Genomic DNA, 13,826 nt, shown 5'->3' on the forward strand with positions numbered 1-13,826 from the left:
CAAGGCAAATTAATAATTTGAAAGTAATTGACGGTTTGGTCCGCGAATCATGGTTGGATGCTGGTCAACACCATCAATCATACTCTGATGCTCTCAAACGGGCAAACCATTCCGTTCTCTGATGCCCAAAAGCTGTTTACGCTGCCGCAGTTGTTTTCCGAACCGAGTCTGCCATCCGGAAAGCCTCTTATCTTATCTTATCTTATCTTATCTTATCTTATCTGAGATCCAGCAATTTACTCAGATATGGCTGGAACCCATTTCTCCAGACTCAGATTTGCGGACTGAACTACGCGGTTGGTATCAGGTAAAAAACATTACGTTCAAAATGAGTATGGAAACCGGTTTTATTTAGATACTTATGAAGCTAAATGGCTCGCCTTCCATCCTGAACAGCAATAAAGTAAAAGCACCGATACCCAATATAAAACCAGGCATCGGTGTATTTGTTGTTTACGCTTTTGAACAGGCCGCCAAACAATATTCAATTGTAAGACTTATACCGAACCACGGACAACGCTGTAAGGAGATTTTCTATCTTCTATATATACACAGCCCCTCCTCCCTTACAATTTACCCGACTATGCGGCAGATCTCATCCGCTTTTGCTGTGTAAATTGTACCAGGGAGAATTCCGTTTTCTTTCCTGATTTGTCCTGCTATCATCCTATTTTTTGTGAATTTCTTCGTTGTAAAATTTCACTCTGCAAGTCAGATCAGCACAAAACATACCAAATACAAGAAAAGTAATGAGTATGTTTTACAATCAGCAAATCTACGTTTCAGTGGGACTCTTAACTACCTTAAACTTTCCCCAACACGGTTCTAACAGTCTGCTCTAAAACCGCCATATCAACAGGTTTGGCAGCATGAGCATTCATGCCGGCATCCAGCGCAGCCCTGATATCCTCCGCAAAGGCGTTGGCCGTCATAGCGATGATAGGGATGCTCTGCGCCATTAGATGGTTCAGTTTTCGTATAGCCCTCGTCGCCTCATAACCGTTCATCACCGGCATCTGCACATCCATCAGTATCATCTGATACTGCCCAGGTGTGGACTTTTCAAACGCATCCATCGCAAGCTCTCCATTCTCACAGATGTCGCAGGTAGCGCCCACCATATCCAACAGCTCGCCGAGTATCTCCGCATTGATCTCATTGTCCTCTGCCACAAGGATATGCATCCCCTGCAGAACGCTCTCCTCTTCTTCAGCAGCCTCCCCATGCCTTAGCGTATTGTTTAGTACGAAATCCACCTTCTGACGGAAACTGCTACGGAAGAAAGGCTTTTGCAAAAACGCATCAATCCCCACATTTGTGGCCTCCTCTTCAATTTCCTCCCAGTCATAGCTGGTCAGAATCAGAATCGGGATATCCTCTGAAATTTCCTGACGGATGCGCCTCGCAGTTTCTATTCCGTCAAGTCCGGGCATCTTCCAATCCAGGAGCACCACATGATAGGGCTGACTTTCTGGTTCGCCAGACTTCAACACATCCAACGCAGCCTGCCCGCTCAGCACGTACTCCACCGAAACTTCGGTTTCTTCCATCGCTATCTGAATATTCTGGCAGATCACTTCTTCATCGTCTACCACCAGGATTTTGGTAATTCTATGCCTTGAAAGAAGAGAAATTGCTTCTACACCATTTTCAGCCTCTGCCACATCATATTGCTCTTCCAGGATATCTATCAAAAGCGCGCGATTCATTTCTGAATCGTCTGCAATTAAGATTTTTTGTTTTTCCATGGTTCTTAAACTCTTTCCAAATAATTTTACTGTTTTATTATAAATGTTATATTAACATTCTGGCAACATCCATATTGGTAAGGTGTACAAATAGATTGATAACTTTTTATACTGACAGCATTGGTTTGACATGATATAATTCAGACAGAGAGGAGGCGGGTTGTGAAACCACAAGAAACAAAATTTACATTTGTATATAATGAAATTAAGCAGTGTATTTTGGAAGGCCAAATACCTCCTGGAAATACCCTGCCATCTTCAAGGATGTATTGCGAGCAATTTCATGTAAGCAGATATACGATTAACCGTGTCTTTGACGCATTGAGGACAGAAGGGCTGGTTGATATTCAGCCTCGTCTTGCACCAATTGTTGCTTCAAAAAAAGATACTTGTAATTCATCAAATACTGTTTTCGAGATTTTAAAACAAAGAGAAGGCATTTTACAGCTATATCAGACCTTTGCCCTCATACTGCCTTCACTTATGGTTTTTGCCTTGCAGGAGTGTGATGTGGAGATAATGCCCCACTATAAACAGGCTATGAAAGCATTGCGTTTAGGAGATGCCTCAGGTGAATGGTCTCCTCCTTCTAAATTAGGATATGATATACTAAGGATAGGTGGGAATTCCTTATTCAGCGAACTCTATTCTACATTTGGCCTTTATAATAAGCTTGCATTCTTTGCAGAAGACTGTCCCTATTTCTCTAAGCACTTTTTGCGTGGGGCTGTGTCTGTAACCAGTGTTATTATAGATACATTAAAGGGCGATGATCCACTCACAAAGTACAACCAGTTATCTGATATGTATCAGAAACTTACGGATTCCATTGAACATACGTTAAATTATCTATCAGAGACAACGCCCAAATGTCCTGCACAAACTGGTTTGAAGTTTTCGTGGAATCCCATGCGCGGCCAGGATTATTATTACTCAAAAATTGTTGATGACATGAATCTGAAAATCGGCCTTGGAGAATATTCTGTTGGAATATATCTTCCATATGAAAAGCAACTGGCTAACCAGTACGATGTCTCTTTATCGACAGTCAGAAAGGCATTGTCAGAACTCGAACAGCGGGGATTCGTAAAAAAATTAAATGGTAAAGGCACTATAGTCATAGAACCGGATGATACGAAACTTCATCAGCTGGCTCTTAATTCCGGATATGTAGAAAAAGCATTACGTTATCTTCATGCCTTGCAGCTAATGATATTCATTATTCGTCCGGCGGCGTTAGCTGCGGCAGCGCGGTTTACCAGAGAAGAATTGGACGAGTTAGCAGACAGATTTACTTCACCAGGTTCTGTTCATTTAGCAGATATTCTAGAAGCCATATTGAAACATACCACGTTAGAACCTTTATATGTTATACTGTCCGAAACCAATCACCTTCTTGAATGGGGACATCATTTTGCTTACTATCCGTCCAAGAGGCATACTCTCTCTCATCTGAACAAAAAAGCCATTACCGCACTTCGGCAATTATATGAGGGAAATGCAAGTTCCTTTGCGGATGGTATGGCTGATTGCTACCGTTATATTTTGATTTGTATGAAAAAAAACATGGTAGAAAAATATAAGTTTCATAACGTAGCTAATATTCGAGTTCCAGAAAAATATTAGTTGTTAGCTGCAAGCACTAGAAAGGAATATGCGCTCCGCCTGTTGAGAATTTTCTCAATCCCCAGTTTACAAGGAACTACACGCAGACCGGGAAACGGGCTGCTGATAACAGACGGCGGTATGCTCCCGAAAAGGGGCGCATGCCGCCTGTTTTGTTGTCCGGTGTTTCCAAAGCAGCTCCCATTAGCAATCAGCAGACAGGGGGTATATGAAACTTCCTTTCGGCGCAAACTCCTGTGTCTCATTAGTAACAGATATTTCTGACTATTTCTTTAGAAGCCATTCCAAAACATTAACCTGCTTGATACCATTATAGGATGTCAGTGGCGTATAATCCATAGTAAGAAGATACTTCGGATTATGGTCTTTTATTGCATCCAGTGATGAAAGTTCCCGCTTTAGTGTCTGCTCTTCCAATACGGTCTGAGATACTTGATAATATTCTTCCCCTTCGGCGCCTATGGCAATAAAATCAACCTCAGCATCTCCAACTTTTCCTATATGGACTTCATAACCTCGTCTTATAAGTTCCAAGTAAACAATGTTCTCTAAGATGTGCCCCATGTCTGCCTGCTTTGTGCCTAATATAAAATAACGAAGCCCTATATCCGCCGCATAGTATTTCGCTCCTGTAGCGAGATACTGCTTCCCTTTTATATCATATCTTCCTACCTTATATAGAATAAAACTGTCACAAAGAGCAGAAAGATAGTTTTCCACAGTAGGTACACTGATTTTCCTCCCTGATGATGTCATTGCATTTGCAATCTTAGTAGAGGAACACATATTTCCAATGTTATCAAACATAAACTCCACCACGCTTTGAAGCATAAATGGATCAGATATTTTCTTTCTGGTAACGATATCTTTGAGTAAGATTGTATTGTAAATTCCCTCAAGATAAACTCTGATATCCTGTTTTCTTGCAAGTTCAAGAGTTCCTGGAAAAGAACTGTTTTGTAAATAATTCATATACAGTGCACCCGTATTTGTGTTTCCAGGGTATGCTGATATATATTCCTTAAAAGAAAGGGGAAGCATTTTTATCTCAACATACCTGCCTGAGAGCAATGTGGCAAGTTCTCCGGAAAGCAGAAACGCATTAGACCCCGTAATATATAAATCCACATTTTTCTTTACATAAAGCCAGTCTACTGCTTCCTGGAAATTTTCAACTTGCTGCACTTCATCTAAAAATACATAGTTTTTATTACTCTTTACCAGTTTACTTTCCACATATTGATATAGCTTCTCTGATGTGCGAATACCGCGATAATCCCCGTCCTCCAAATTAACGGTTATGATTTGTTCCTCTTCTACTCCATTCTCTTTTAAATAGGACTGATACAATTCAAACATCGTTGACTTACCACAGCGGCGAATTCCGGTTATTACTTTTATTAGGTTTTTATCTTTAAAACTAATTAAATTTTCGAGATATTCATTTCGTTCAATCATCTGTTACACCTCCGCATAGTTTTTATAAACCAACAATATCACATCTCCCTGTTCTTGTAAAGTTTGTAATTCCTATTTTACGAATTCATTTATAATTGAACATTTGTAAGATGCATTATCATTATGCCCTTTTCTCACTATTGTACGCAAGAAGCACCTTGCCGATGATTTAAATCCGAAAACTATCGTAACCTGCCATATATAGAGCCTCATGATTCCCATGAACTACTCATTAAAAACCTTCCCTCCTTGGCGCTAAAATATTTTGCTTTAGCGTTGCCGCCTCATTTCCTTGATTCTGCCACAATTCCAAGAGTTTTTTTCCAGACTAATTTCCTCCCTCACCGGAAAAGCAATCTCCCAGGTAAGGAAGTACAGCAAAGCGCCCGATGAACAGCATCGCCCGCTCTTTATCTACAATTCCCGATTCACCAACTGATGAAGTTTTTCCTGTATATTATCAGTTCCTTTTATACCTATCATTGGAACCGACATATTTTCCTGCAAAAGTTGATTAACTATTTTTTCTACAAAGAGTCCCATTCCATTGATTTCTGCATTATTGTCTGAGGTTGTTTCTACGCCACAATTGGGAGAACGGTTTGCCCCGATAATCCCGATGATTTCAAATCCATATTTTTTATATTCTATGATTTGTTGTACTACATAATCAGCCAGCCTCGATAGCTTCATATTCGTGCTATCATTTTTCATTGCTGAACGTATTCTTGTATTCTCTGCCACGACTGGACTATCAGCACCATGAATATTTCCCCTATCCAATCCCAAACAGCAAAACTCTGGACAGGGCATTTGGACAATACTAATATCAGCATTTAAGAAGAAATCAATAATATCTTTAAATGCTGCAGGATAAACTGCCGTTCCATCAGAAATGGCATTTTGATTTAAAAGGCAATGGGGATAAATAGGCTTGAGGGTTTGAAGCATACTAATCTGCATGCAGCACTTTCAGGATATACACCTATGGCTGTGGAACAGTTGAATCCCAATAGTATTTCTGTTATATGCTCAAGTTCATAGTATCTTTTTGTGAATTTATCACTCATAACTCCCTCGGTTTGCTCAATTTCAATCACATACATTGTTTCTATCCAATTTTAATACACGCTTGTTCAAAAAAGCATATATGTATTCCTTTTCAAAATAAATACATCTGGCAGCATCTCTTGTCAGAACACTCGCCAGTTCTTCTCCTGTCTCAATAGGTAATTTTCTTAAACGCATACTGGAATAGTAAGAACCGTGACCATCCGAAACATAAAAAACAGACTTACCAATCGCATCTATGGTGGGCAGTATTACATCGCCCATCCCTGCAATATTATTTTTAGGCTGGATACTCCATTTTTGATTAACGCGCATATCTTCACTCGCTTTCGTTCCATTGCTTATTTGTCCCACAAACTGAAATTTGGGCTACGATTACATCCCAACTATTTTCCTAACAGTGTTTGCGGTTCTAATCGTCAGCTTACTGCTGATGTTCGCGCTTGCAGTCTTTGACCACCAGTTTGTCTTTTGATAATCTTTTCGGCTGAAAGACCAGAATACCGTTTCTCTATATTCTTTGATCTTCTCTAATTCTTCCTTCGGTTCCCCAATTTCTCCCCATACTTCAGAAAATGTGGCTGGAGGCATAATAAAAATCAGATTATCATAAATCTCTTTATTCTCATCGCCCCACCACTCAGGAGCATTCTGTAAAATATCCTCAAGTTTTTCTTTTGAAATGACGAAAACAGGAATATCCAAACCAAATTGCCTGTTTATTATCATTTCAGCCTGGCTTGTAAGCACCTCTATGTTATCCTCATCGCTTGAAAAAGCCACATTCCCACTGTTCAGATATGTCTTAACTTCACTAAAATCAAGTTCTTCAAAGCATCTCTTTAATTCAGCCATCGGTACTTTATTTTTTCCGCTTATATTAACACCACGCAAAAAAGCGATGTATCTTTTCATATCTGTTGATTCCTCCGCACAAACTTTTCAGACTTACAAACTGGGGGATACTATTTCATTTTTTCATATTTTTCTCTCTGCTGTTCCATGAAATACTCTAAACCATGCGTTTACACAAAACAGCTATTTTTCACAAGGCTTGCTACGTTTTGTTGTAGAACGATACTTATCATTAAACAATGTTGTCATTAATCAACTTTTTTCATATAATATTATAAAGAATGCCTTGGAGACTAAAGTGCTTAACAATCAATATACTAACTCGCCTTCCTATTTCTCAGGAGCTTCCTACCCAAGATTCCAATCAAATGTGGCAACTGATTACGGCCCAAATCCGTTCACTATTAATATTAGCAATGCTGCTATGAATAATGACACATTTCGCACTGCCTTATGGACAGGTGACAACCTGCAGCTTACTCTGATGAGCATACCAGCTGGTGAGGAAATAGGCGTAGAGGTGCATCCAGACGATGATCAATTTTTGCATATTGAATCTGGTCGCGGGGTTGTCCAAATGGGTAAGCAAATGGACAATTTAAATTTTCAACAACCAGTCTTTGTAGACAGCGCCATATTCGTTCCTGCCGGAATCTGGCACAATATAGTAAATACTGGCGATATTCCATTAAAATTATATTCGATTTATGCACCGCCTCATCATCCCTGGGGTACTGTTCACCAAACTAAAGCTATCGCTGAAGCAAATACAAATCATTATTGATTACAACCTCGTCAGTTCTCCAATAGGGACTGGCGAGTCTTTGATTTACCACAACTCTAAAACATTAATTTCCCCGCCATCTTTCATAGTGTAACAACCATCTTTTTGATTCTGTAATATTTTTTTATTTCCATCACCTCGTCTAAAGTGAATATTTCATCCTTAAATGGTGCTTCCTTTAGCATTGTCTCATCTCCTAATATGCCATCATCAGAAACCAGACTGATAATCATGACATCGGCGTCAAAATACAATTCATCGATAGGCATACTTTTCTCTTGAATGAAATTCATAAATTTCTTTTGCAAAGTTCTGTAGCTTTTCGATATTTTGATAGAATTCCTTGTATAAGCAATTTTTCCAATACAGAGCCATCATCAAGCAAAAAATACTCACTTCCAGAAGCTTCCTTTGCAAAGGTTGACCTCCAAGCGCTCCACTTCCTCCATTGTCAGCGTGGTTCCCTTCCCCATCTTCTCATGGTCCGGCGCCCAATCGCGGATATCATATTTGGCTCCCCCGCCATTCCGGCTAATTTACTTCATTAAAAAAGCCGTTTCATTCCCTCTTTTAAAACTTCCATGAGCAATTCCCTTAAACCCATGTACTCTTCCCCAACGCCCTCTCTCCAGGTATCGCCAGCCGCCACCTTCACTATATTAAGCTAGCCGAACCGGATTTACTGCATAGCATCTTCCATCTTCATAATGCCTGCCCGGTTTCTTTATGGAATAGGTGGATTTTTTCAGATAGCAAACGGACCGATACCGACTGTCCGGGCTGGCCGGAGAAGTCAGCTCCTGTTATCATTGTCAGATCCGGCATCCCGGGAGCCGTAAGAAAAACTGCCATCTCCCGGCCGGTATTTTCCAGAATATTGATTTTCATCTGTATGGCGCCGGGTTCCCCTGAAGCGGCAGGCATTATGTGTTCCGGGCGAATGCCGGCCTTTATTCCGCCCTTTAGGTAATCCGGCGGCAGGTTTCTTTTATCCATGGGAATCCTGGCATGACCCAGAGTCAGATAACAATGCCCTTGTTCCGCAACAGGCTCTGTATCCCACAAGTTCATATTGGGAGAGCCTATAAAGCCCGCAACGAACAGGTTTGCAGGATGCCTGTATACCTCCTGCGGCGTTCCAAACTGCTGCAGAACCCCTTCATTGATAACAGCAATACGTGTTCCCATCGTCATTGCCTCGGTCTGGTCATGGGTAACATAGATGGTTGTAACCCCCAGTTCCCTCTGCAGGGTTATGATTTCTCTCCGCATTTCTGTTCGGAGTCTGGCGTCCAGATTTGCTAATGGCTCATCCATCAGAAAAAGCTTCGGCTTTCTCACCATGGAACGGGCCAGGGCCACTCTCTGGCGCTGGCCGCCGGAAAGAGCTCCCGGTTTTCTTTCAAGTAATGTGTCTAACTCCAGCTTTCGCGCTACCTCTGCCACCCTGCTTTTGGTTTCCTGTTTTCCAGTATGACGCATTTTAAGAGGGAATGCAATATTGTCTTTTACTTTCATATTGGGATAGAGGGCATAGTTTTGAAACACCATCGCGATATCTCTATTCTTTGGCGGCACCTTGTTTACGACCCTCCCATCCATAATGACCTCACCGCCGCTGATCGTTTCAAGCCCTGCAATCATACGCAGCAGCGTTGTCTTCCCACATCCGGATGGGCCGACAAAAACAATAAATTCACCCTGATTTATTTCCATATTCATATCTATGACAGCATGCACCTTGCCCGGATACCATTTATTTACGTTATGTATCTGCAGTTCTCCTGCCAGACTCTCTTTTTCCATAACCTGTTCCTTCCTTATTTTAATCCTTCATTCCGGAAGATATGATGCCCTGTTCCAGATATCTCTGCCCGAACAGAAATATCAGGAGAGGAGGCATCAGTGTGATGAGTGATGCAATCAGCGATACCCCTGCATTGTCAACGGTGATATTGGCCATATATAATGACAGCGGCCAAAGGGCCTGGTTCTTTAAAAATGCCTGCGGCGCTTCCATGGCATTCCAGTACTCCAGAAACCCCAGCACTACCGCTGAGAGGATTCCCGCCGCACCCAGGGGGATTCCAAACCATACAAATGTCTGGAAGGGGGAAGCACCATCTACGGCTGCCGCCTCCATAATCGCCTCTGGTATCGTCATAAAGAAACGCGTCATAATGAATATGGGAAAGGTTGACGCTGCCCCCGGTAGGATGACCGCCCATACAGTATCAATCAGCCTCAGTTTGTTTAGTACAAGATAACTGGAAACCATCGTCACCTGAAACGGCATTAGCATAAGGACAATGTATAAGGTATAGAGTATCTTTTTTCCACGAAAGTGAAATTTCGCAAATGCCCATGCCGCGGGAGCGCCTAACAAAACATGCCCGAGTATGATGGGTAAAACCTGCCTGCAGGAATTCCAAAATACCGTAAAAAACTGAGGCGTGTCTAAGAGCAGCTCCACATAGGCCTGTAAAGTCGGATACTGCGCAATGACCGGCCACACAGCAGTCCCTTCGCCTCCTTCCAGGACCGGAACAAGATTTTCATACAATTCTGCGCTACCCATAATGGTACCGGATAATAACATCCAAAGGGGAAGCCATATAAAGGCTGCGATACAAACAAGAATTGACCCTATCAGCCATTTTTTCATGCATTGTCACCTCGGTTTAAGATTTTCTGCAGCAGCATTATCAATACAAATACAAAAAGTGCCATCATTACGGCTCCTGCGCACATTTTATCCACGTCCAGATTCCCGTACCAGTTGTTGAACAGATGCTGGAGCATATAGATACTGTCATTTGGATAGCTTCCTGCTATCAAATACGCCTCCCTGAACACCTTAAAGGAATTGAGCAGTGAAAGCACTGTAATCGTAAATAACGTCGGCATAAGATTGGGGAACGTAATCCGTACAAACCTGCGGATGCTGCCTGCCCCATCAATCTGGGCCGCCTCATATAATGCCGGGTTGATGGCACTGAGTCCAGATAACCACAGCACCATATCATATCCAAAGTTTTTCCATAGATAAGCAAAGACCAGTACCCCAAAGGCAGCCCCGCTTCCAATCCAATCAACCGGTGTTTTATCCCAAAGTGCAAGAAAGGCATTGAACAGTCCGTTTTTATGAAAGATCACGCGCCACAAAAGGACGATGGAAGCTACTGGTATTGCCATAGGTACAAGGTAGGAGGTTTTGAAAATACCTCTTGTTTCCTTGTAGGCCGACAAAAGCAGGGAAACTGCCAGGGATATGAATAACAACAATGGAATGCAGACAGCGGCAAATTTCAAGGTATTTCCTGCGGCCAGCTTAAACGCACTATTGCCAAGAACCGCCGCGTAATTTTGAAATCCCACAAACCGGTCACTGGCAGCCATAAAAAAGGAACGGCGGAATGCATCCAAAAGGGGGATTAGTACAATAATACTTACAAAAAACAGGCTCGGTGACAAAAAAAGCCATGGCACCATGCGTTCTTTTAAAGGAACCGCATCCTCATATTGTTTTCTTCTGTTTACTTTTGTCATCCGAAAATCTCCTTTCGTGAGGAACACAGATAAGCTTCTCTCTCTGCCGGTTAAACATAAAATCTGCACAGAGCCACAAACAGGGCATCACATACATTGCTTTGCAGAACATCATACTGCGGGTCCATGCCATATGAAGAGACAGCAAACTAAGCGTCAGTGTATATGCCGCACAGCCCAGGACCATACCTCTATAAGTACGTATCGATATTAGAATTGCTGCTTTTGCTGCACAGACAGAGGCGCCCAGGGAAAATAATATGGTCATAAACGAGGCGGCCATAAGCTCTACATCCCGGAAGGTGGATACTGCCAGAATCCAGGCAACCAGATTCTTCCAATGTCCCACAAACAGATTTTTCCAAAATTCAAAGTCAGACCACATTGTGGGAATGAATCCGGCTGGCATTTCCGGCAGGTCCATACAAATGATGGATGCGGCTGACACAGCAAGGGCAGGCGGCAGATAGAACGCCAACAGCAGGGGGTAGTGCCAAAGCCTGCATCCACGCCTTATGGCACGAATAAGAATCCCCAATGACAGAATCATGGCGGGCAGCCTGAAAAAAATGTCAAGTCCCCATTCTATCAGCGGCAATTCAAGAAGCATTCCCTCCGGGAACCCTGCAGCTGAAAGATATTGCCTGGCCCTTTCGCTGGTTCCTGTCCCGGAAAAATTAAGCTGCATATTGGATAATGGTTCTTTCGATTCAGCTTGCACCTGGCGGAATAACCGCGGTTCCTCCTCCTTAAATACGCCGCGGACGTAAAACACGTTTCCTTCTATTTTTATCGGCAGCCCCAAAACTTCGGTGCTTCCCCATAGCGAGAATGCCAAACCCGAACTGACCGCACATCCGGACTGGTCAGATTGGGCCGGAAAGGAGCCATAAATCATGATTGCTGTTGTAATATCCCTGCAGTCCCCAAAAACAAGAACTGCATCTGCAATCATGCTTTTCTTATCCGCGGCCCTCGCTTCCTGGTCCGGATGGATTTTCCATAATGTGGCCTCCGGCTGTTCCGGGGTAGTGTCAAGTTTACTACCTCATTTTTTGTTACAAACCTTGTATTTTTAGGGATTACACCACTTTTTCAAAGAAAAAAGCAATGACCTCCCTTTTTGTGTCAATACTTTAGGTAAACCAATCCCACAAACACAGAAAGGAATTTCATTGCTTATGAATAGTATTACCTATTTATTGTCACTCATTCAATTTCTTTACCAGCAGAACTGCTGGCTCATTACTTTTATCTGCAAATATATCCCTCTCAAACAATGGGCTTTTGATGATTCCCATTCCCCTAAATACCAAAAATTCAGAACCGATGAACTCCCTATGCTTCAGTTTCATCAAAACGATTGGGACTGGCAGCTCCTCATCCCTTACTTCGAATATAAATACCATAAGAAGATTCGGCCTGTTGCACGGCGCAAGGAATGCGATATCTCTCCTGACTGTACCTGTCCCTCCTGCCATGCTCCTCAGCCTTTTCTTTATCGTAATAATGGTTCCAAAGGACAGTTAAAATGCAAAGTATGTGATACCAACTTCTCTACTGATGATAACCGCTTCTCCAAGCACTATACCCTGCGCTGTCCCCACTGCGGACATGCCCTTGTCCACAAAAAGGACCGGAAACACTTCATCCTCCACAAATGCGTCAACCAGAAATGTCCCTACTATCTCCATAACCTCAAAAACGTCGATAAAGAACACCTGGAGAAAGACTATGGCAAAAATGAATACAAGCTTCACTACCTCTACCGCGAATTCACGATAGATTTCTTTCGCATGGACTTAAACTCCCTGCCAAAGAATGCCTCCTCCCTCAAATTCAATAAGTTCGATTCCCATGTCATGTCCCTGTGCCTCACCCTTCATGTAAACCTTTCCCTTTCTCTGCGTAAGACTTCCCAGGCCCTGAAAGACCTCTACAACATCCAAATCTCTCATCAGCAGATCGCTAACTACTGCAAGAGCGCCGCCATCTGTATCAAGCCCTTTGTTGATAACTATGATTACGGCGCTGGCACTACCTTTACCGCCGACGAGACCTACATCAAAGTTCGCGGCATCAAATCTTATATCTGGTTTATCATGGATGCCGCCAAACGCTCCATCATCGGCTACAGGGTCTCAGATAACCGGGGCGTCGGCCCCTGTATCATGGCCATGCGCATGGCATTCCGCCACTTTAAGGAGCTTCCCAAAAACTTCCGCTTTATTGCCGATGGCTATAGTGCGTATCCTCTTGCCGCCCAGCAGTTCTTTCATGAATTCGGCGATGCTTTTAAGTTCCACATCACCCAGGTCATCGGGCTTACCAATGATGACGCCGTCTCCAAAGAATTCCGGCCTTTTAAGCAGATGATCGAACGGCTTAACCGCACCTACAAGGCTTCCTATCGAAAGACCAACGGCTTTGACACCATCGATGGAGCCAACTATGACCTTGCCCTGTGGGTCGCTTATTACAACTTTCTACGCCCTCATAAACACAACAACTACCATGTGCTCAATGATGTGGAAATCCTGCGGGGAGCAGACAACATGCCGGGCAAATGGCAGCTTCTCATCTTTCTGGGCCAGCAGACCATCCTAAATCTCCGGAAAACAGCCGCAGTCTAAAAGGAGCGGAACTGTTGTCAGGAGGACCGTGGAATACCGGAGCACAAAGTGCGAGGATATGCCGCGAAAGCCTCTTGACATAAGGTTCACGGATAATCCTGT

General features: G+C 42.8%; 13 protein-coding genes and 1 pseudogene. 3 read left to right on the forward strand and 11 right to left on the reverse strand.

Annotation, left to right across the window (positions count from 1 at the left end; all coding sequences use genetic code 11):
* Positions 1–803: 803 nt before the first annotated feature.
* On the reverse strand, positions 804–1,748 hold the full coding sequence (locus LA360_RS09430; RefSeq protein WP_089776169.1) for a response regulator: 945 nt from the start codon (positions 1,746–1,748) through the stop codon (positions 804–806).
* A gap of 162 nt (positions 1,749–1,910) precedes the next feature.
* Between LA360_RS09430 and LA360_RS09435 the strand changes: the two genes are divergently transcribed.
* Entirely contained in the window at positions 1,911–3,374 is a 1,464-nt protein-coding gene (locus LA360_RS09435) for a GntR family transcriptional regulator (protein WP_089776168.1), read from the forward strand.
* 264 nt (positions 3,375–3,638) lie between these two features.
* Here LA360_RS09435 and LA360_RS09440 read toward each other — a convergent pair whose 3' ends face one another.
* The 4 genes from LA360_RS09440 to LA360_RS09455 all read right to left on the reverse strand — a co-directional run bounded on the left by LA360_RS09440 (position 3,639) and on the right by LA360_RS09455 (position 6,818).
* Positions 3,639–4,832 carry an ATP-binding protein gene (locus LA360_RS09440; RefSeq protein ID WP_022200808.1) on the reverse strand — a complete coding sequence of 398 codons (1,194 nt, stop codon included), beginning with the start codon at positions 4,830–4,832 and terminating at the stop codon, positions 3,639–3,641.
* A 414-nt stretch (positions 4,833–5,246) separates the two neighbouring features.
* Positions 5,247–5,783: a CD3072 family TudS-related putative desulfidase gene (locus LA360_RS09445; RefSeq protein WP_057571986.1), complete on the reverse strand. Its 537-nt coding sequence runs from the start codon at positions 5,781–5,783 to the stop codon at positions 5,247–5,249.
* A 141-nt stretch (positions 5,784–5,924) separates the two neighbouring features.
* Positions 5,925–6,257, reverse strand: a complete 333-nt coding sequence (locus LA360_RS09450) for a hypothetical protein (protein ID WP_146774977.1) — start codon at positions 6,255–6,257, stop codon at positions 5,925–5,927.
* 21 nt (positions 6,258–6,278) lie between these two features.
* Complete coding sequence (locus LA360_RS09455; RefSeq protein ID WP_022203394.1) at positions 6,279–6,818, reverse strand: DUF1697 domain-containing protein; 540 nt, start codon at positions 6,816–6,818, stop codon at positions 6,279–6,281.
* 238 nt (positions 6,819–7,056) lie between these two features.
* Here LA360_RS09455 and LA360_RS09460 point away from each other — a divergent pair, with 238 nt between their 5' ends.
* Positions 7,057–7,542, forward strand: a complete 486-nt coding sequence (locus LA360_RS09460; protein ID WP_089776166.1) for a cupin domain-containing protein — start codon at positions 7,057–7,059, stop codon at positions 7,540–7,542.
* A gap of 83 nt (positions 7,543–7,625) precedes the next feature.
* On the opposite strand, the gene LA360_RS09465 is transcribed toward LA360_RS09460, so the two are convergent.
* The 6 genes and pseudogenes from LA360_RS09465 to LA360_RS09490 all read right to left on the reverse strand — a co-directional run bounded on the left by LA360_RS09465 (position 7,626) and on the right by LA360_RS09490 (position 12,046).
* A complete protein-coding gene (locus LA360_RS09465) occupies positions 7,626–7,835 on the reverse strand; it encodes a hypothetical protein (RefSeq protein WP_166433721.1) in 210 nt (69 codons plus the stop codon).
* Between the two features lie 99 nt (positions 7,836–7,934).
* A pseudogene (locus LA360_RS09470) lies at positions 7,935–8,078 on the reverse strand (PC4/YdbC family ssDNA-binding protein); the annotation flags it as partial.
* 166 nt (positions 8,079–8,244) lie between these two features.
* Complete coding sequence (locus LA360_RS09475; protein ID WP_022203392.1) at positions 8,245–9,348, reverse strand: ABC transporter ATP-binding protein; 1,104 nt, start codon at positions 9,346–9,348, stop codon at positions 8,245–8,247.
* 19 nt (positions 9,349–9,367) lie between these two features.
* A complete protein-coding gene (locus LA360_RS09480) occupies positions 9,368–10,207 on the reverse strand; it encodes a carbohydrate ABC transporter permease (protein WP_022203391.1) in 840 nt (279 codons plus the stop codon).
* The gene (locus LA360_RS09485; protein WP_022203390.1) at positions 10,204–11,091 is read right to left on the reverse strand and encodes a carbohydrate ABC transporter permease; all 888 of its coding nucleotides are present in this window, start codon (positions 11,089–11,091) and stop codon (positions 10,204–10,206) included. The genes LA360_RS09480 and LA360_RS09485 overlap by 4 nt, the downstream gene beginning before the upstream one ends.
* Positions 11,060–12,046, reverse strand: a complete 987-nt coding sequence (locus LA360_RS09490) for a hypothetical protein (RefSeq protein WP_225537481.1) — start codon at positions 12,044–12,046, stop codon at positions 11,060–11,062. Before LA360_RS09490 ends, LA360_RS09485 begins: the two co-directional genes overlap by 32 nt.
* A gap of 226 nt (positions 12,047–12,272) precedes the next feature.
* Here LA360_RS09490 and LA360_RS31145 point away from each other — a divergent pair, with 226 nt between their 5' ends.
* On the forward strand, positions 12,273–13,724 hold the full coding sequence (locus tag LA360_RS31145) for a DDE-type integrase/transposase/recombinase (protein ID WP_112482007.1): 1,452 nt from the start codon (positions 12,273–12,275) through the stop codon (positions 13,722–13,724).
* Positions 13,725–13,826: the final 102 nt, after the last annotated feature.

Origin of the sequence: Enterocloster clostridioformis (assembly GCF_020297485.1) — a bacterium.
In the GTDB taxonomy this organism is placed as follows: Bacteria; Bacillota; Clostridia; order Lachnospirales; family Lachnospiraceae; genus Enterocloster; species Enterocloster clostridioformis.